At 67.0% G+C, this 18,807-nt stretch carries 19 protein-coding genes; 11 read left to right on the top strand and 8 right to left on the bottom strand.

The genetic code is table 11. The features are described from left to right. Nucleotides 1-32 precede the first annotated feature (32 nt). Entirely contained in the window at nucleotides 33-1,409 is a 1,377-nt protein-coding gene (locus AC5Y42_RS13820) for a DNA polymerase IV (protein WP_499899027.1), read from the top strand. Here AC5Y42_RS13820 and AC5Y42_RS13815 read toward each other — a convergent pair. Next, the gene (locus tag AC5Y42_RS13815; RefSeq protein ID WP_499898863.1) at nucleotides 1,374-2,282 is read right to left on the bottom strand and encodes an asparaginase; all 909 of its coding nucleotides are present in this window, start codon (nucleotides 2,280-2,282) and stop codon (nucleotides 1,374-1,376) included. The genes AC5Y42_RS13820 and AC5Y42_RS13815 overlap by 36 nt on opposite strands. A gap of 65 nt (nucleotides 2,283-2,347) precedes the next feature. On the opposite strand from AC5Y42_RS13815, the gene lspA reads away from it, so the two are divergent. Beyond that, on the top strand, nucleotides 2,348-2,911 hold the full coding sequence (lspA, locus tag AC5Y42_RS13810; RefSeq protein WP_499898861.1) for a signal peptidase II: 564 nt from the start codon (nucleotides 2,348-2,350) through the stop codon (nucleotides 2,909-2,911). Next, complete coding sequence (locus AC5Y42_RS13805; RefSeq protein ID WP_499898860.1) at nucleotides 2,904-3,830, top strand: RluA family pseudouridine synthase; 927 nt, start codon at nucleotides 2,904-2,906, stop codon at nucleotides 3,828-3,830. Before lspA ends, AC5Y42_RS13805 begins: the two co-directional genes overlap by 8 nt. A 1-nt stretch (nucleotide 3,831) precedes the next feature. Here the strand turns inward: AC5Y42_RS13805 and AC5Y42_RS13800 are convergent, their stop codons facing one another. Together AC5Y42_RS13800 and AC5Y42_RS13795 are read right to left on the bottom strand one after the other, a co-directional pair. Beyond that, a complete protein-coding gene (locus tag AC5Y42_RS13800) occupies nucleotides 3,832-4,599 on the bottom strand; it encodes a class I SAM-dependent methyltransferase (protein ID WP_499898859.1) in 768 nt (255 codons plus the stop codon). Between the two features lie 158 nt (nucleotides 4,600-4,757). Next, complete coding sequence (locus AC5Y42_RS13795) at nucleotides 4,758-5,132, bottom strand: group I truncated hemoglobin (protein ID WP_499898858.1); 375 nt, start codon at nucleotides 5,130-5,132, stop codon at nucleotides 4,758-4,760. Between the two features lie 128 nt (nucleotides 5,133-5,260). Between AC5Y42_RS13795 and AC5Y42_RS13790 the strand changes: the two genes are divergently transcribed. After that, nucleotides 5,261-6,277, top strand: a complete 1,017-nt coding sequence (locus AC5Y42_RS13790; protein WP_499898857.1) for an SDR family NAD(P)-dependent oxidoreductase — start codon at nucleotides 5,261-5,263, stop codon at nucleotides 6,275-6,277. A gap of 6 nt (nucleotides 6,278-6,283) precedes the next feature. Beyond that, nucleotides 6,284-7,075, top strand: a complete 792-nt coding sequence (locus tag AC5Y42_RS13785; RefSeq protein WP_499898855.1) for an SDR family NAD(P)-dependent oxidoreductase — start codon at nucleotides 6,284-6,286, stop codon at nucleotides 7,073-7,075. On the opposite strand, the gene AC5Y42_RS13780 is transcribed toward AC5Y42_RS13785, so the two are convergent. Then, nucleotides 7,072-7,290: a dodecin family protein gene (locus AC5Y42_RS13780; RefSeq protein ID WP_499898854.1), complete on the bottom strand. Its 219-nt coding sequence runs from the start codon at nucleotides 7,288-7,290 to the stop codon at nucleotides 7,072-7,074. The genes AC5Y42_RS13785 and AC5Y42_RS13780 overlap by 4 nt on opposite strands. 152 nt (nucleotides 7,291-7,442) lie before the next feature. Here AC5Y42_RS13780 and dnaE point away from each other — a divergent pair, with 152 nt between their 5' ends. Further along, nucleotides 7,443-10,973 (top strand): DNA polymerase III subunit alpha, encoded by a 3,531-nt coding sequence (gene dnaE, locus AC5Y42_RS13775; protein ID WP_499898852.1) that lies wholly within the window; start codon nucleotides 7,443-7,445, stop codon nucleotides 10,971-10,973. Here the strand turns inward: dnaE and AC5Y42_RS13770 are convergent. Together AC5Y42_RS13770 and AC5Y42_RS13765 are read right to left on the bottom strand one after the other, a co-directional pair. Continuing rightward, complete coding sequence (locus AC5Y42_RS13770; RefSeq protein ID WP_499898850.1) at nucleotides 10,936-11,910, bottom strand: MBL fold metallo-hydrolase; 975 nt, start codon at nucleotides 11,908-11,910, stop codon at nucleotides 10,936-10,938. The two genes, dnaE and AC5Y42_RS13770, sit on opposite strands and share 38 nt — an antisense overlap. Continuing rightward, nucleotides 11,903-12,352 carry a PPOX class F420-dependent oxidoreductase gene (locus tag AC5Y42_RS13765; protein WP_499898849.1) on the bottom strand — a complete coding sequence of 150 codons (450 nt, stop codon included), beginning with the start codon at nucleotides 12,350-12,352 and terminating at the stop codon, nucleotides 11,903-11,905. Before AC5Y42_RS13765 ends, AC5Y42_RS13770 begins: the two co-directional genes overlap by 8 nt. Before the next feature lie 59 nt (nucleotides 12,353-12,411). Between AC5Y42_RS13765 and AC5Y42_RS13760 the strand changes: the two genes are divergently transcribed. Then, entirely contained in the window at nucleotides 12,412-12,807 is a 396-nt protein-coding gene (locus AC5Y42_RS13760) for a MerR family transcriptional regulator (protein WP_499898847.1), read from the top strand. Here the strand turns inward: AC5Y42_RS13760 and AC5Y42_RS13755 are convergent. Further along, nucleotides 12,780-14,024 carry a metal-dependent hydrolase family protein gene (locus tag AC5Y42_RS13755; RefSeq protein WP_499898846.1) on the bottom strand — a complete coding sequence of 415 codons (1,245 nt, stop codon included), beginning with the start codon at nucleotides 14,022-14,024 and terminating at the stop codon, nucleotides 12,780-12,782. The genes AC5Y42_RS13760 and AC5Y42_RS13755 overlap by 28 nt on opposite strands. A 69-nt stretch (nucleotides 14,025-14,093) precedes the next feature. Between AC5Y42_RS13755 and AC5Y42_RS13750 the strand changes: the two genes are divergently transcribed. Beyond that, nucleotides 14,094-14,879, top strand: a complete 786-nt coding sequence (locus tag AC5Y42_RS13750) for an enoyl-CoA hydratase/isomerase family protein (protein WP_499898845.1) — start codon at nucleotides 14,094-14,096, stop codon at nucleotides 14,877-14,879. A gap of 22 nt (nucleotides 14,880-14,901) precedes the next feature. Next, the gene (fadD11, locus tag AC5Y42_RS13745; RefSeq protein WP_499898843.1) at nucleotides 14,902-16,728 is read left to right on the top strand and encodes a fatty acid--CoA ligase FadD11; all 1,827 of its coding nucleotides are present in this window, start codon (nucleotides 14,902-14,904) and stop codon (nucleotides 16,726-16,728) included. Between the two features lie 4 nt (nucleotides 16,729-16,732). Here the strand turns inward: fadD11 and AC5Y42_RS13740 are convergent, their stop codons facing one another. Continuing rightward, nucleotides 16,733-16,957 carry a hypothetical protein gene (locus AC5Y42_RS13740; protein WP_499898842.1) on the bottom strand — a complete coding sequence of 75 codons (225 nt, stop codon included), beginning with the start codon at nucleotides 16,955-16,957 and terminating at the stop codon, nucleotides 16,733-16,735. Between the two features lie 77 nt (nucleotides 16,958-17,034). Here AC5Y42_RS13740 and AC5Y42_RS13735 point away from each other — a divergent pair, with 77 nt between their 5' ends. Then, the gene (locus AC5Y42_RS13735) at nucleotides 17,035-17,472 is read left to right on the top strand and encodes a nitroreductase family deazaflavin-dependent oxidoreductase (protein ID WP_499898840.1); all 438 of its coding nucleotides are present in this window, start codon (nucleotides 17,035-17,037) and stop codon (nucleotides 17,470-17,472) included. Between the two features lie 43 nt (nucleotides 17,473-17,515). Then, nucleotides 17,516-18,805, top strand: coding sequence for a threonine ammonia-lyase (gene ilvA, locus AC5Y42_RS13730; protein ID WP_499898839.1), 1,290 nt, complete (start codon nucleotides 17,516-17,518; stop codon nucleotides 18,803-18,805). Nucleotides 18,806-18,807: the final 2 nt, after the last annotated feature.

The raw sequence follows: 18,807 nt of genomic DNA, 5'->3' as shown, positions 1-18,807 counted from the left end.
ATTCAGACGCTAGCGCAATAGCATCGATGGCTGTGGACTCCCGCTGGGTGCTGCACCTCGACATGGACGCGTTCTTCGCGTCCGTCGAGCAGCTCACTCGACCGACCCTGCGCGGCCGCCCCGTGCTGGTCGGCGGGCTGGGGGGCCGTGGCGTGGTGGCCGGCGCCAGCTACGAGTCACGGGTTTTCGGCGCCCGTTCGGCGATGCCGATGCATCAGGCTCGTCGACTCGTCGGCATTCAGGCGGTGGTGCTGCCGCCGCGCGGGGTGGTCTACGGGGTGGCCAGCCGGCGGGTGTTCGAGACCGTACGCAGCGCGGTGCCCGTCGTCGAGCAGCTGTCCTTCGACGAGGCATTCGCCGAGCCCTCGGAACTGGCCGGCTCGTCAGCCGCCGACGTCGAGGCGTACTGCGAGGACCTGCGGCGACGGGTGCGCGACGAGACCGGCCTGGTGGCTTCGGTAGGCGCCGGTTCGGGCAAGCAGATCGCCAAGATCGCCTCGGGACTGGCCAAGCCCGACGGGATCCGGGTGGTCCGGCGCGCGGAGGAGACGACGCTGCTGGGCGGGCTTCCGGTGCGCAGGCTGTGGGGGATAGGCCCGGTCGCCGAAGAGAAGCTGCATCGACTCGGCATCGAAACGATCGGGCAGCTGGCCGCGCTGAGCCAGCCGGAAGTGGCCAGCATCTTGGGCGCCACGATCGGCCCCGCCTTACACCGACTGGCCTGCGGCATCGACGACCGGCCGGTCGCCGAGCGTGCCGAAGCCAAGCAGATCAGCGCCGAATCCACCTTCCCGGCCGACCTGACCACCCTCGACGAATTGCGCGACGCGGTCGGCCCGATCGCCGAGCACGCCCACCATCGACTGTCCCGCGATGGCCGCGGCGCGCGCACGGTCACGGTGAAGTTGAAGAAATCCGACATGAGCACACTGACCCGCTCGGCCACGCTGCCCTACGCCACCGCCGATGCCGCCGCGCTGGCCGCGGTGGCTCGCCGCCTGCTGCTGGATCCGCGCCAAGTTGGCCCGATTCGGCTACTCGGCGTTGGGTTTTCGGGTCTGTCCGACGTGCGCCAGGAATCGCTGTTCCCCGGTCTGGAAGTCTCGGCGGAAACCTCGGAAGCCGATCACGCCGCAGACCTACCGATGGAGCCGGACGCGGCGACGTGGCGGATCGGCGACGACGTCACGCACCGCGCTTTCGGGCACGGTTGGGTGCAGGGCGCCGGCCACGGCGTGGTCACGGTGCGGTTCGAAATGCGCAGCACCGGTCCGGGCCCGGCCCGCACATTTCCCCTCGACACCGGCGAACTCACTCCCGCCAATCCCATCGACAGCCTCGAGTGGCCGGAATACGTTGCGGCGCTGGTCGAATCAGCTCCAGCGGCCGACGATGTCGCGCACCGGTAGCTGCGCGGCCAGCGCCGCCATCACCAGCACCCGGACCTGACTGGGCGGCAGCCGCGGCACCATCACCGCGCCGGCGTCGACCAGGTCGCGGCCGGGGCCGTAGCCCGGGCTGACCCGGCCGCCGGCGACCCGGGTGGACACCGCGACCACCACGCCGTCGGCGCAAAGCCGGCGCACCCCGTCGATCACCGCCGCGCCGGCGTTACCCGATCCCAGCGCCTGCAGCACCACACCCCGCGCGCCCGCGGCCGCACAGGCATCCAGCGCCACCGCGTCGCTGCCCGGGTAGACCGCGACGATGTCCACCCGCGGCGCCGCCGCGGCGCTCAACTCGCCCAGGTAGGGCCGGGCTTTCGGCTCGGTGATCCCACCGTCGACGGTGCCCAGCAGCGCCCCGGTGAAGCCCGTCGCCACCTTGTACAGACCCAACGACTGCAGCACGCGCCCGCCGAAACACACCAGCACCCCCAGGTCGCGGGCAGCAGAACTGGCCGCCACCGACAGCGCGTCGCGCAGGTTGGCCGGGCCGTCGGCATCGGGCGCATCGGAGCCGCGCAACGCTCCGGTGAGAATGACCGGGGCCGGACCGCCGTAGGTCAGGTCCAGCCACAGCGCCGTCTCCTCGAGAGTGTCGGTGCCATGGGTGACGACCACGCCGGCGGCGCCGTGATCGGCCGCGGCCCGCACTGCCGCGCCGATCACATCCCAGTCGGCCGGTGTGAGCTGCGAGCTGTCCAGGGCCAGCACGTCGACGACGTCCACGTCGAGGCCGGCGGTCAGCTCGGCGCCGCCGCGGGTCGGCCGGCGTACACCGTCAGCATCGGTGCTGGTGGCGATCGTGCCGCCGGTGGCGATGACGGTGAGGCGGCCCATGCTGGGATGATAGGGGTGTAGCCGCCGGCGACGATGCAGAGCGAAGCGATGAGGAGGAGCGGCGTTTGTCCAGTGAAGAACCAACACGATCGGCCGAGCCGGTCACGACGGCGGGAGACGCCGAAGCTCCCGCGCCGCCGCGACGGCTGCGCCTGTTGCTTTCGGTCGCGGCGGTCGTGCTGGCGCTGGACATCATCACCAAGGTGATTGCGGTCAAACTGCTAACCCCAGGTCAACCGGTGCCGATCATCGACGACACCGTCACCTGGACATTGGTGCGTAATTCCGGGGCCGCGTTTTCGATGGCGACCGGATACACCTGGCTGTTGACGCTGGTCGCCACCGGCGTGGTGGTCGGCATTTTCTGGATGGGACGTCGGCTGGTCTCGCCGTGGTGGGCCGTCGGGCTGGGCATGATCCTCGGCGGCGCGATGGGCAACCTGGTCGACCGGTTCTTCCGCTCACCGGGCCCGCTGCGCGGCCATGTCGTGGACTTCTTGTCGATCGGCTGGTGGCCGGTATTCAACGTGGCCGACCCGTCGGTGGTGGGCGGGGCGATCCTGCTGGTCGCGCTGTCGGTGTTCGGCTTCGACTTCGACACCGTGGGCCGCCGTAAGCGCGATGCCTGAGCGGTCGATGCCGGTCCCGGAGGGATTGGCGGGCATGCGGGTAGATGCGGGGCTGGCGCGTCTGCTGGGGCTGTCGCGAACCGCCGCGGCGGCCCTGGCCGAAGACGGCGAAGTCGAGCTGGACGGCGTGCCGGCAGGCAAGTCCGATCGGCTGGCCGCCGGCGCCTTGTTGCACGTCCGGCTGCCCGAGGCGCCCGCACCGCTGGAGAACACGCCCGTCGACATCGAGGGCATGACGGTGCTGTACTCCGACGAGGACATCGTCGCCGTCGACAAACCTGCAGGGGTGGCGGCCCACGCGTCGGTCGGATGGAGCGGGCCGACGGTGCTGGGCGGGCTGGCCGCCGCCGGTTACCGAATCACCACGTCGGGCATCCATGAACGGCAGGGCATCGTGCATCGCCTCGACGTCGGCACCTCGGGTGTGATGGTGGTGGCGATCTCCGATCGTGCCTACACCGCGCTCAAGCGTGCGTTCAAGCAGCGCACGGTCGACAAGCGCTATCACGCGCTGGTGCAGGGACATCCGGATCCGTCCAGCGGCACCATCGACGCGCCGATCGGCCGGCACCGCAGCCATGACTGGAAGTTCGCCGTCACCGCCAACGGCCGGCACAGCCTCACCCACTACGACACGCTGGAAGCGTTTGTGGCGGCGAGCCTGCTCGACGTCCACCTGGAAACTGGTCGCACCCACCAGATTCGGGTGCACTTCGCGGCCCTGCACCACCCGTGCTGCGGTGACTTGACCTACGGCGCCAACCCGAAGCTGGCGAAAAAGCTTGGCCTGGAACGGCAATGGCTGCATGCGCGTGCGCTGTCGTTCGCCCATCCGGGCGACGGCCGGCAGCTGGAGATCGTCAGCCCCTACCCGCCGGACCTGCAGCACGCGCTGGATGTGCTGCGGGCCGACGGGTGACTCAGGTCGACTGCCCGGGCTTGCGGGCCTCGACAAGCGTCCGCGTGGAATGCGTGACGAACGGGCCCTGCGCCTCGATGCGCTGGTGAAGTTCACGCAGCCGGTCCCGGTAGCGGTGAACGGTGAAGTCGGGCACCGTCCAGATCACCTTGCGCAGAAAGTAGATGACGGCGCCGACGTCGAAGAACTCTGCGCGCAATCGCTCCATCCGCATGTCCAGAATTTCCAGACCGGCAGCGGTAGCCTGGGCCCGCTCGACGGCCGGGTCCCGTTCGGCTCCCGCCGCCGGCTTCGGTCCGAGGAAAAACTCGATCAGCTCGACCATGGTCGCCGGCCCGACATGCTGGGCCAGATAGGTGCCGCCCGGTCGCAGCACCCGGTGAATCTCGCTCCACCACAACGTGATCGGGTGGCGGCTGGTCACCACATCGAACGCCTCGTCGGCGAACGGCAACACCGGCTCGTCGGTGGTCGCGACGACCACCACACCGCGGGGGTGTAACAGCGTTGCGGCGCGAGCCCGGTTCGGCGGCCAGGACTCGGTGGCGGCCATCGTCGGCGGAAACTTGTCGGCGCCGGACAACACCTCGCCGCCACCGGTCTGCAGGTCCAGTGCGGCCGACGCATCCGCCAGCCGCCGGCTCATCAGCCGCTGGTATCCCCACGACGGGCGCTGCTCGGTCGCGCGCCCGTCCAGCCAGGAGAAATCCCAGCCCTCGACGGGCGCTGCGGCGGCGTCGGCAACCAGATCGTCGAATGTCTGCGGCATGGATGCATTGTCGATCAGGCCGGCCTCAACGCGTCATTCAGGTGACATCATTGGGCCCGAGACTGCGGCCACGGCGCCCATCCTGCGCTGAGCGCGTGCTCCCTGCGCAAATGGCGCGCTGTACGCAGTCTCGATGGCGCCAGCCGCCGAAGCTGCAATCAGATCCGCGCAGCCTCGACGTCCGAGGCGATGTCGCCGGCCAGCGGGGTGAGCAGTGCAACGATCTCGCTGATCGTCTCGGCCGTCACTCCGGCCGCCGCCAGCGCATCACACAAGTGCCCCGCCACCAGGTTGAAGTGGTGCATGGCGATTCCCCGCCCCTGATGCACCTGCTTCATCGATGCGCCGGAGTAGGGTTCCGGCCCGCCCATCGCGGCGGCCAGGAAGTCGGCTTGCCTGCCTTTCAGCCGATTCATATTCGTCCCCGCGAAGAAGACGGCGAGTTCACCTTCGGCGAGCACACGCGCATAGAAGTCCTCGACAACCACTTCGAGCGCTTCGTAGCCGCCGATTCTGTCGTAGAGCGATTCCACACCGATAGCCGACCATCCACCGGTTGCGCGGCCGTTAGGCCGCGGTCACGGGGCGATTGCCTGACGTAACAACCCGATTGCCCACGAATCACCGAAACCCGCCGTTGCGGTGTAGCAGACTCGACCCCATGAATCTCGGTGACCTCACCAACCTCGTAGCAAAGCCAGTGGCCGCGGTGTCCAACATCGTCAACACCCCGAACTCGGCCGGCCGCTACCGCCCGTTCTATCTGCGCAATCTGCTCGAGGCGGTGGAGGGCCGCTCCCTGCGCGACGCCGTGGACGGCAGGGTCAGCCTGATCACCGGCGGCTCGTCGGGCATCGGGGAAGCGGCCGCCAAGAAAATCGCCCGCGCCGGCGGTGAGGTGGTGCTCGTTGCCCGCACGCCGGAGAAGCTGGAGAAAGTCGCCGACGAGATCCGTGGCGAGGGCGGGACCGCGCACATCTATCCGTGCGACCTGTCCGACACGGACGCCATCGCCGCGATGGGCGACCAGGTGCTGGCCGACCTCGGCGGAGTCGACATCCTCATCAATAACGCGGGGCGCTCCATTCGGCGCTCGCTCGAGCTGTCCTACGATCGGATCCACGACTACCAGCGCACCATGCAATTGAACTACCTCGGCGCGGTTCAACTCATCCTCAAGTTCATCCCGGGGATGCGGGACCGCGGCTTCGGCCAGGTCATCAACGTGTCGTCGGCGGGCGTGCAGACCCGCGCACCACGCTTCGGCGCCTACATCGCCAGCAAGGCCGCCCTCGACACGCTCTGCGACGCGTTGCAAGCCGAGACGGTCAACGACGACGTCCGGTTCACCACCGTGCACATGGCGCTGGTTCGCACCCCGATGATCAGCCCGACCACCATGTATGACAAATTCCCCACGCTGACACCCGATCAGGCCGCCGGTGTGCTCGCCGACGCGATCGTGCACCGACCACGTCGGGTCAGCTCACCGTTCGGCCAATTCGCCGCGGTCGCCGATGCCGTCAGCCCGCTGGTGATGGATCTGGTCCGCAACCGCGCGTTCAGTATGTTCGACGACTCCGCGGCCGCTCAGGGCGGCGAAAACTCCGAGGACACAAGCAAATTCGACAAGCGCAGCGAGACGTTCGTGCGAGCGACCCGCGGAATTCATTGGTGAGTGATCATGAGCCTGCCCAAACCTGACCACCAGGCAACCGTCGTCGTCACCGGTGCCTCCTCCGGTATCGGTACCGAGTTGGCCCGCGGCCTGGCCCGGCGCGGTTATCCGCTGCTGCTGGTCGCGCGGCGTCGCGACCGCCTCGACGAGCTCGCCGGCGAGCTGCGCGACCAACATTCGGTCGGTGTCGACGTCATGCCCCTCGACCTGGCCGACATCAAAAACCGGGTAGCACTGGCCGAGCACATCGCCAACACGCCGATCGCCGGCTTGTGCAACAGCGCAGGTTTCGGCACCAGCGGTGCTTTCCATACCTTGCCGGTCGAGCGGGAAAGCGAACAGATCACGCTGAATGCGCTGGCGTTGATGGAACTCACTCACGCCGCGCTGCCCGGGATGGTCGAGCGTGGCGCCGGTGCGGTGCTCAACATCGCCTCGATCGCGGCGTTTCAGCCGTTGCCGGGGATGGCGGTCTATTCGGCCACCAAGGCCTTTGTCCAGACCTTCTCCGAAGCCGTCCACGAGGGGCTGCACGGAACCGGAGTCTCCTGCACGGTGTTGTGTCCGGGCCCGGTGCCCACCGAGTGGGCCCAGATCGCCGATGCCGAGCACGTGAACGTTCGCATCGCGCAGGTCTCGCCGCCTGAGGTGGCTGAAGCCGCGATCGCGGGGATGCTCGAGGGTAGGCGCAGCGTGGTGCCCGGGATCGTGCCCAAGGTCGCCAGCATGGGCGGCCGGTTCGCGCCGCGCAGCGTGCTACTGCCCGCGCTGCGGATCGTCCGGCAACTGCGCGGCTAGACGGTAGACCCTCGCGGCCTGATCTTGAACGAGAGCCGGAGCTTCGTGCGGTAGGTGATCCCACCCGTCGCGTCCAGGGCCAAATCCTGCTCGACAACCTCGGCGACGCGGATGTCGTCGATAGTCTCCTGCGCCCGTCGCACTGCTTGCGCCGCAGCGTCCTCCCACGACACCGTGCTCGTCCCGATCAGGTCGGTGACCCTGTACACGCTCATGCGCTCAAGCTAGAGGAGGCCGGCTGGACCTGTCCGAGGAATCGAATACGCCGCCGAGCGTGACGGATGCTCACGCGCCCACCAACACCGCGCAGACACGCTTCGCGACACGCCGATCACATGTCGGCGCCCGGTCATAGACTGGCGTCCCTATGAACCAATCCTTCGTGCACCTGCATAACCACACCGAGTACTCGATGTTGGACGGTGCCGCGAAGATCGCGCCGATGCTGGCCGAGGCGCAGCGGCTGGAGATGTCGGCGATCGGAATGACCGACCACGGAAACATGTTCGGCGCCAGCGAGTTCTACAACGCCGCCACGCAAGCGGGCATCAAGCCGATCATCGGGGTGGAGGCCTACGTCGCGCCCGCGTCGCGGTTCGATACCCGCCGGGTTTTGTGGGGTGACCCCGGCCAGAAGAGCGACGACGTGTCCGGATCCGGGTCCTACACCCACCTGACCATGGTCGCCGAGAACGCCACCGGCCTGCGCAACCTATTCAAGCTGTCCTCGCTGGCCTCCTTCGAAGGGCAGCTCGGCAAGTGGTCGCGGATGGATGCCGAACTGGTCGCCGAGCACGCCGCCGGCATCATCGCCACCACCGGCTGCCCATCCGGCGAGGTGCAGACACGGCTGCGGCTCGGGCAGCGCCGCGAAGCGCTGGAGTCGGCGGCCAAGTGGCGGGAGATCTTCGGCGCCGACAACTACTTCCTCGAAGTGATGGACCACGGCCTGGACATCGAGCGCCGGGTCCGAGACGGGCTGCTGGAGATCGGCCGCACGCTGAACATCCCCGCGCTGGCCACCAACGACTGCCACTACGTCACCCGCGACGCCGCGCACAACCACGAGGCGCTGCTGTGCGTGCAGACCGGCAAGACGCTGTCGGACCCCAATCGGTTCAAGTTCGACGGCGACGGCTACTACCTCAAGTCGGCCGCCGAGATGCGGGGGATCTGGGATCACGAGCTTCCCGGCGCGTGCGATGCCACGCTGCTGATCGCCGAGCGGGTCAGTTCGTATGCCGACGTGTGGGCACCCCGCGACCGGATGCCGGTGTTCCCGGTGCCCGAGGGGCACGACCAGGCGTCCTGGTTACGGGACGAGGTGGACGGCGGCCTGCGGCGACGGTTCCCCGGCGGCGTCCCGGACGGCTACTCCGAGCGCGCCGCCTACGAGATCGAGGTCATCTGCGGCAAGGGATTTCCGTCGTACTTCCTGATCGTGGCCGACCTGATCAACTATGCCCGCTCGGTCGATATCCGGGTCGGCCCCGGCCGCGGCTCGGCGGCCGGCTCGCTGGTCTCCTATGCGCTGGGCATCACCGACATCGACCCGATCCCGCACGGTCTGCTGTTCGAGCGGTTCCTCAACCCCGAACGCACCTCGATGCCCGACATCGACATCGACTTCGACGACCGCCGCCGCGGTGAAATGGTGCGCTACGCCGCCGACAAGTGGGGCCAGGACCGGGTCGCGCAAGTCATCACCTTCGGCACCATCAAAACCAAAGCCGCACTCAAGGATTCGGCGCGCATCCACTACGGGCAGCCCGGCTTCGCGATCGCCGACCGGATCACCAAGGCGCTGCCGCCGCCGATTATGGCCAAAGACATTCCACTGGCCGGCATCACCGACCCGAACCACGAGCGCTATAAGGAGGCCGCCGAGGTCCGCGGCCTGATCGACACCGACCCCGATGTGCGGACCATCTACCAGACCGCCCGCGGCCTGGAAGGGCTGATCCGCAACGCCGGTGTGCACGCCTGCGCGGTCATCATGAGCAGCGAACCGCTCACCGAGGCGATTCCGCTGTGGAAGCGGCCGCAGGACGGCGCGATCATCACCGGATGGGACTACCCGTCGTGTGAGGCGATCGGCCTGCTGAAGATGGACTTCCTCGGGCTGCGCAACCTGACGATCATCGGCGACGCGATCCACAACATCAAGGCCAACAGGGGAATTGACGTCGACCTCGAGTCGCTGCCGCTCGACGACCCGGTCACCTATGAGCTGCTGGGCCGCGGCGACACGTTGGGCGTGTTCCAGCTCGACGGCGGGCCGATGCGCGATCTGCTGCGCCGCATGCAGCCCACCGGATTCGAAGACGTCGTCGCGGTCATCGCGCTGTACCGCCCCGGCCCGATGGGCATGAACGCCCACAACGACTACGCCGATCGCAAAAACAACCGGCAGGCGATCAAACCCATCCACCCCGAACTCGAGGAACCGCTGCGCGAAATCCTCGCCGAGACCTACGGCCTGATCGTCTACCAAGAGCAGATTATGCGCATCGCCCAGAAGGTGGCCGGTTATTCACTGGCCCGAGCCGACATTTTGCGTAAGGCGATGGGCAAGAAGAAACGCGAAGTGCTGGAGAAGGAATTCGAGGGCTTCTCCGAAGGTATGAAGGCCAACGGTTTCTCGGGTGGCGCGATCAAAGCGTTATGGGACACCATCCTGCCGTTCGCCGACTACGCGTTCAACAAGTCGCACGCCGCCGGGTACGGCATGGTGTCCTACTGGACGGCCTATCTCAAGGCCAACTATCCCGCCGAATACATGGCCGGGCTGCTCACCTCGGTCGGCGACGACAAGGACAAGGCCGCGGTGTATCTGGCCGATTGCCGCAAGCTCGGCATCACCGTATTGCCCCCGGACGTCAACGAGTCCGGGCTCAACTTCGCCTCGGTCGGCACCGACATCCGCTACGGACTGGGCGCGGTGCGCAATGTCGGCGCCAATGTGGTTGCGTCGCTGTTGAACACCCGCACCGAGAAGGGCAAGTTCACCGACTTCTCCGACTATCTCAACAAGGTCGACATCGCCGCCTGCACCAAGAGGGTCACCGAATCGCTGATCAAGGCCGGCGCCTTCGACTCACTGGGCCATCCGCGTAAGGGGTTGTTCCTGGTGCACACCGACGCGGTGGACTCGGTGCTGGGCACCAAAAAGGCCGAGGCGATGGGCCAGTTCGATTTGTTCGGCGGCAGCGATACCGCCGCCGAGGCGGTGTTCGCGATCAAGGTGCCCACCGAGGAGTGGGAGGACAAGCACAAGTTGGCGTTGGAGCGTGAAATGCTCGGCTTGTACGTGTCCGGGCATCCGCTCAACGGGATCGCGCATCTGCTGGCCACTCAGGTGGACACCCCCATTCCGGCGATACTCGACGGCGACGTGCCCAACGACACGTCGGTGCGGGTGGGCGGCATCCTGGCGTCAGTCAACCGGCGGGTCAACAAGAACGGGATGCCTTGGGCATCAGCACAATTGGAAGACTTGACCGGTGGTATCGAGGTGATGTTCTTCCCGCACACCTACACCGCTTACGGCGCCGACATCGTCGACGACGCTGTGGTCCTCGTCGGCGCGCGGGTGAAAATTTCCGACGACCGGTTGTGCCTGATCGCCAACGAGCTTGTCGTGCCGGACTTTTCCGGCGCGCAGGTCGACCGGCCGCTGGCGGTCAGCCTGCCCACCCGCCAGTGCACCATCGACAAGGTCAGCGCGCTGAAACAGGTGCTGGCCCGCCACCCCGGCACGTCGCAGGTGCGTTTGCGGCTGATCAGTGGTGATCGAATCACCACGCTGGAGTTGGACTCCTCGCTGCGGGTGACACCCTCGCCCGCGCTGATGGGCGACCTCAAGGCGCTGCTGGGCCCCGGCTGCCTGGGCGGCTAGCGGCTTGGCCGGACCGTAACTGCAGGACCGCCCGATGGTCGTGGGTCGGGATGATCGTCACCGCATGACGTGCCAGGTGCAGACGTTGCAGTGTCCGGAATGTCTCGCCGCGATTCTCGTCGGCCAAACCGCCTGGATAGCTTGACTTTTGCCTGATCTTTTCGATCTGCAACTCGTGCCATGCCGCGTCACCTGCGATCAGTATCCAGCCCTCGGCGGTGTGGGTAAGAACGCCGACGCTGCCCGGGGTGTGTCCGGCGAGGTCGACCAGAATGACGGAGCTGTCACCGAACACATCGTGGCTTCTGGTGAAGGTCAAGACCGGTGGCCCGTCGAGTTCGTATTCGACGACGGACCGGTCGCGCAGCGAATCGCGGACCCCGCCCACCGGGGCCACCGGCCCGGTATTGACCCAGTCGTATTCGGTGCGGTGCAGTCGGACGGGCAGCCCGGGCATGTCCAGCAGGCCCGAAACGTGGTCCCAGTGCGCGTGGGTCGGCAGCGCGAAATCCAACTCGTCGGGGGCAGTGGCCAGCCGATCCAGTGCGGTGATCGTGGGGATGGTGCTCGCGGGCGGCCGCACCGCCGGGCGCAAAGCCCGGGGAAGCTGCGCGATTGCCCGCCGTTCGGCGTCGACGCACACGGCAGGGTCGACGATGAACGTCGCCGTTGGATGCCTGACCAGAAACGACGTCAACGAATTCTGCACTCGTCGGGGCGTAAACGTACCCTCCACGATCATGGCGGTCGGCACCGACCGCGGCGCTTGCGGCAGTGCGGTGACCGTCACGGTGACACCAGGATTTGGCAGTCCCGCGTCAACGACACTGCGGATGAACCGCTGATCCGGTTGCCGGGGGCGAATCATGCCCCAACCGAGTCCGGCAGCGGCGGTGCAGCATTCGATGACGCCGGGGGAACGGACGCGATCAGGCATGGGGCTCGATCCTGACAATCACGAAGCCCGGCCACACGGCACGGTAACGAGCGCGCCGCAGCTTCTCGCGCAGGCGCAGATCTCGGTTCACGTTGGTGACACCCGGCAGCTTGATCAACGGCACGATGTTCCATTGCCAGCCATACCGCTCATGCAACATACGATTGCCCGCATCGGCGTCGGCGTCCGACAGGATGGTCGCGCGCCCGGTCAGCGTCGGCGCACCCGGTCGCACTCGGCCCCGGTAATCGCAGGCGGTGAGCTCCACATCCGGGTGGGCCGCCAGCCGGCGGGTCTTGGGACCGATTTTGGTGCGAAACACCACGGTCGGACCATCGAATCCGAACCAGATCGGGGTGTCGACGGGCGTGCTGTCGCGGCGAAACGACCGGAGCATCGCATAACGGGTGGTGCGCAACTCATCGAGGCATTGGGTGTGCATGCCACCGAGTCAACAGCTTAGAGTTGACTCTAAGTCAAGCGTGAATATCAGGAGGCTCGATGGCGGCAGCACTGACGATCGGAGAAGTGGCTCGCGAAGCCGGTGTCGCGGCGACCACCTTGCGCTACTACGAGCAGATCGGTCTGGTTCCGGCGCCGGTTCGGGTGGGCGGTCAGCGTCGCTACGACGACGGGGTGCTGGCCCGACTCGAGGTGATCCGGCTGTGCAAGTCCGCGGGATTCGCGCTCGACGAGATACAGCTGTTATTCGCCGACGACGCGCCGGGACGTCCGGTCAGCCGGGCCCTCGCGGAGGCCAAACTCGCCGAGATCGACGCCCAGCTGGCCTCGCTCGCGCGAGCGCGAGCGGTCATCGAATGGGGCATGCGCTGCACCTGCCCGTCGATCGACGCGTGTACCTGCGGGATTCACAGCGCCTTACCCGGATGTTTGTGAATCACACCATTTTTCATGACGAAGTCGACCTGACCGGTGACCTCGATGTCGGCGAACGGGTCGCCGGGCATGGCAATCAGGTCGGCGATCTTGCCCTCGGCGATCACACCGAGGTCGTCGAGTTGCAGCAGTTCGGCCGCAACGCTGGTGGCCGCCCGCAGGGCACGCAACGGCGAGATGCCGGTCGACACCATCATCGGGAACTCCCGCCAGTTCTCGTGATGCGGAAACATGCCGGCGTCGGTGCCGAACGCGATCCGCACGTTGCTGCCGGCCAGCCGATCGGCAGCATCCAGCAACGGGCCGCGGTATTTTCGGAACTTGCGTAACGCGTACTCGGGAAGGGCGGCCAATAACGGGTCGTTTTCGTCGCGCCGGGCACCGGACACGATGGCGTACTGAGTCGGCACCATAAAAACCCCGGCGTCCTCCATCATCCGCAAGGTGTCGGCCGAGGCGAGGTTGCCGTGCTCGATGCTGCGCACCCCGGCGCGGACTGCTCGCTGGATGCCGTCGTCGCCGTAGCTGTGCGGGGTAGCCGGGATTTCGAGGTCGGCCGCGGTGGCGACCAGGATGTCCATCTCCTCCTGGCTGTAGGTGGCGTGGCCGGGATCGTCGGAGGGCGAGGCGAAGCCACCGGTCGCACCGAATTTGATCCAGTCCGCGCCTGCGCGGATCTCCTGCCTGACCCGGGTGCGAATCTCGTCGGCGCCATCGGCGGCCGCCAATTCCAATGGTCGCGAACAGCCTTGATATTCGTCGGCGAGGAATCCGCTGAAATCGCCGTGGCCGCCGCGCGCCGAAATCATATGCGGCGCCACCAGCATGCGCGGTCCCTCGATGATGCCGGCCGCTACCGCGTTGCGCAGGTCGACCGTCGGGTAGTCGAGATCGCCACACCCGAGGTCGCGCACTGTGGTGAAGCCGTTGTGCAGCAGCGCCCGCAGCACCGGCAGCGACTTCAACGTCTTTGCGGTGCTGGAGTCGACGGCCGTGGCCGGGCCAAGCGGCGGTGTCAATGTCACGTGGGTGTGGCAGTCCATGAAGCCGGGGGTCAGGGTGTGCCCGGACAGGTCGAGCACTTCCGCGTCCGCAGGCGCGTCGATCGTCTCCTCGACTCGTTGGATGCGGCCGTCGGCGACCAGCACGTGCTGCGGCGCTGCGGCGTCCGACACCCCGTCCCACACGTTCGCACCGGTGATCAAGGTTGCTGCCATGGCCATAGTCTCTAGAACATACGTCGATTTTGGGCACCGCGCTCTGCCCGGCGACCTACGGTCGGAGGCATGGAAGCCCACAACGCGACGACCGTCGAGGTGGTGGCTGATGGGCAACGCGGTTCGATCACGTTGAACCGGCCGGCGAAGCTCAACCCGCTTGGCACGCAGACCCTGAACGAACTGGTCGCCGCCGCCCGTTGGTTCGACGCACGGCCTGAGGTCAAAGTCGTCGTCGTCAGCGGTAATGGTCGCGCGTTTTCGGCCGGGGCGGACCTGGCGGCGTTCACCGATCCGGCCGACGGGGCCGGTGCCGCGCGGGAAGCCGCCGACGCCGGGCGGCGGATGGCCGATGCCGTCGAAGCGATGCGCGCGGTGACCGTCGCGCGGTTGCATGGTCATTGTGTCGGCGGCGGACTGGTCCTCGCGGCCGCATGCGACCTGCGGGTGGCGGCCGACTCGGTCCGGTTTTCCATACCCGAGGTCGATCTGGGCATTCCACTGGCCTGGGGCGGCATCCCGCGGCTGGTGCGCGAGATCGGGCCGGCGCTGACCAAGGAACTGGTGATGACGTGTCGACCATTTGGAGCCGATGAGGCCAAGACGGCCGGATTCCTCAACCGTGTGGTGCCGGAGACCGATCTCGACGAGGAGGTCGAACAACTAGTGCAACAACTGCTTCCCAAGTCGGCGCTGACGCTCGCCTCGACAAAGCGCCACACCAACGCCGTGGCCGACGGGATGGTCGCCACCGCGCGAAGCTGGAGTGACGCCGACGCTCTGGTCACCGCATTGCACGATTCCGAGTCGCGGAAAGCCGCCGGGGCCTACCTGGACCGGGTCCGCCGCCGCTAAGCATCCAAGGAGGAGAACCGATATGACCACGGACGAGCGTCCGACCACCCTGCCAGAAGCATTCCAGCGCACGGCGGTGATCGACCCCGACGCCGTCGCGCTTCGCACCCCGGGCGACACCCACACCATGACGTGGCGCGAGTACGCGGCGCAGGTGCGCCGGGTCGCGGCCGGGCTGGCCGGGCTGGGGGTGCGCCGCGGCGACACGGTGTCGCTGATGATGGCCAACCGGGTGGAGTTCTACCCGCTGGAGGTGGGCGCACAGCACGTCGGCGCCACGTCGTTCTCGGTCTACAACACCCTGCCCGCCGAACAGCTGACCTACTTGTTCGGCAACGCCGGAACCAAGGTGGTGATGTGCGAGGCGCAGTACGTCGAGCGAATCCACGCCAGCGATGCGCCCATCGAGCACATTGTGTGCATCGACGGGTCGCCGGACGGAACGCTGTCTCTCGAGGATCTGTACGCCGCCGGCGCCGACGATTTCGACTTCGAATCGACGTGGCGCGCAGTGCAACCCGACGATATCGTCACGCTCATCTACACGTCCGGCACGACCGGCAACCCCAAGGGTGTGGAGATGACACACGCCAACCTGCTCTTTGAAGGCCAAGCGCTCGACACCGTTCTCGGTGTCGAATTCGGCGACCGGATCACGTCGTTCCTGCCCTCGGCGCACATCGCCGACCGGATGATGGCGCTCTACAACCAAGAGATGTTCGGTACGCAGATCACCGTGGTTTCCGACGCCCGTGCCATCGCGACAGCATTGCCCGATGTTCGGCCGACCATTTGGGGCGCCGTGCCGCGTGTATGGGAAAAGCTCAAGGCCGCAATCCAATTCGCCGTCGCGAATGAACCCGACGAGGAGCGGCGGCAGGCGTTGCAGTGGGCGATGGCGGTGAGCGGGAAGCGCGCTGCGGCATTGATCGCCGGAGACCCCGTGCCCGATGACGTGGCGGCAGAGTGGGACACCGCCGACGAGCTGGTGCTGTCCAAGCTGCGCGCCAAGCTCGGGTTGGACCAGCTGCGGTGGGCGGTGTCGGGGGCGGCGCCGATCCCGAAGGAGACCCTCGGCTTTTTCTCCGGAATCGGCATCCCGATTGCCGAGGTATGGGGCATGTCCGAGTTGAGTTGTGTTGCCAGTGTTTTCCATCCTCGGGAAGGGCGGCTGGGAACCGTCGGCAAGCTGCTTCCCGGGCTGGAATCCAAAATCGCCGAAGACGGCGAATACCTGGTGCGCGGCCCGCTGGTGATGAAGGGCTATCGCAAAGAGCCGGCGAAGACCGCCGACGCGATAGACGCCGACGGCTGGCTGCACACCGGTGACATTCTCGACGTGGACTCCGAGGGTTATCTGCGGGTGGTCGACCGGAAGAAGGAGTTGATCATCAACGCGGCCGGCAAGAATATGTCGCCGGCCAATATCGAGAACGCGATCCTGGCCGCGTGCCCGATGGTCGGCGCGATGGTCACCATCGGCGATGGGCGACCGTACAACACCGCGTTGATGGTGTTCGACGCCGACTCGGTCGGCCCCTACGCGGCCCAGCACGGGCTCGCCGATGCCTCGCCGGCGGCTCTCGCGTCCGACCCGAAGGTGATTGCAGGAATCGCGGCCGGGGTCGCCGCGGGTAACGCCAAACTTTCGCGCGTCGAGCAGATCAAGCGCTTCCGGGTGCTGCCGACGCTGTGGGAGCCGGGGGGTGAGGAAATCACCCTGACGATGAAACTCAAACGACGGCCGATCGCCGCCAGGTATGCCGCCGAAATCGAGGAGTTGTACGCCGGCGAGCCGGGACCGGACGTGCACGAACCCAAGGCTGCGTCGGCAACGCAACCGGCGTGAGGCCTTAGGCGCGCAAAACCATCTTGGACATCAGTCCGGCCGTGACGGCCACGGCTGCGGCAGCCAGGACGGAGGGCGCCGCGCTGGCGGTGAGCACTCCGACGATCAGCAACGTGGCCAGCCCCGCGAGCAGCGCGACCAGTTTGTGGGCGGGCCACGGCACACCGGCGACCAGCACCCCGGCCGGCTTACGATCGGTCAGCGCGTCGACGTGCTGGGACGTGGTCATAGGTTCAGGATACCCGGCACTCTAGTTTTCGGCTAGCCGAAACACGTCCTGAGCTGCCACCCTCTAAGCTGGTCGGCATGCCCCTTTCAGGTGAATATGCACCCAGCCCGCTCGATTGGTCCCGAGAACAAGCCGACAAGTTCGCGGCGTCGGGCGGAACCGAAGCCACCGAGATGCAGGGAAAGCCCATCATCTTGCTCACCACAGTCGGAGCAAAGACGGGCAAACTTCGCAAAACCCCGCTGATGCGCGTCGAACACGACGGTGAGTACGCCATCGTCGCCTCGCTGGGCGGCGCCCCGAAGAACCCCGTGTGGTACTACAACGTCAAGAAAAATCCGCGCGTCGAGTTGCAAGACGGCACAGTGACCGCCGACTACCAGGCACGCGAGGTATTCGGGGATGAAAAGGCCGCCTGGTGGGAGCGCGCCGTCGAGGCTTGGCCCGACTACGCCAAGTACCAGACCAAGACCGACCGGCAAATTCCGGTGTTTGTCCTCACCCAGGTGGATTGAGCCGGCGCGCCCGCCAGAAACAACCGCATGGCACCATTGATCGGTGTCCGCCGAACCGGCCGAGAGGCCTAGCGCCCAGAATTGCCCGCTGCTGTCAGCAGCGGACATCGAGGCGGCGGCACATCGAATCGCCGGCGTAGTCACGCCGACGCCGCTGCAGTTCAGCGACCGGTTATCGGCGGCAACGGGCGCGACGGTCTACCTCAAGCGCGAAGATCAGCAGGCGGTCCGTTCCTATAAATTGCGCGGCGCCTACAACCTGTTGGTGCAACTGTCCCAGGAGGAGACCGCCGCGGGCGTGGTGTGCTCGTCGGCGGGCAACCACGCGCAGGGTTTCGCGTTCGCGTGCCGCGCCCTGGGTATCCATGGCCGCGTCTATGTGCCGGCCAAGACGCCCAAGCAAAAGCTTGACCGCATCCGCTACCACGGCGGGCACTTCATCGAGCTGATCGTGGGCGGGTCGACCTACGACCTGGCGGCCGCGGCCGCCTTGAGCGACGTGGCGCGCACCGGGGCGACGCTCGTCCCGCCCTATGACGACCTGCGGACGATGGCCGGGCAGGGGACGATCGCGGTCGAATTGCTCGCCGAACTTGACGGTGAGCCGGACCTGGTGGTGGTCCCGGTCGGCGGGGGCGGATGCATCGCCGGCATCACCAGCTACCTGGCGGAGCGGACGACCAACACCTCCGTGTTGGGTGTCGAACCGGGGGGTGCTGCGGCGATGATGGCTGCGCTGGCCGCCGGTGAGCCGGTGACGCTGGACTATGTGGACCAGTTCGTCGACGGCGCCGCGGTGAACCGTGCCGGCACGCTGACCTACGCCGCGCTGGCCGCCGCCGGTGACATGGTGTCGATCACGGCGGTCGACGAGGGCGCGGTCTGCACCGCCATGCTGGACCTGTACCAGCACGAGGGCATCATTGCCGAGCCCGCCGGCGCGCTCTCGGTGGCCGGCCTGCTGGAGGCCGACGTCGAACCGGACTCGACGGTGGTGTGCCTGATCTCGGGCGGCAACAACGACATCTCCCGCTACGGGGAAGTGCTGGAGCGTTCGCTGGTTCATCTCGGGCTCAAGCACTATTTCCTGGTCAACTTTCCGCAGGAGCCCGGCGCGCTGCGCCGATTCCTCGACACCGTGCTCGGTGCCGACGACGACATCACGCTGTTCGAGTACGTCAAGCGCAACAACCGCGAAACCGGTGAGGCGCTGGTCGGCGTCGAGCTGGGATCGGCGGCCAACTTCGACGGTTTGTTGACCAGGATGCGCGCCACCGACATCCATTTCGAATGCCTCGAGCCTGGGTCTCCGGCCTATCGGTATTTGCTGTAACC

This window comes from Mycobacterium sp. NGS48 (assembly GCF_059812585.1).
The sequence above is the reverse complement of the archived record's forward strand: the minus strand, read 5'-3'. Positions and strand labels throughout refer to the sequence as shown.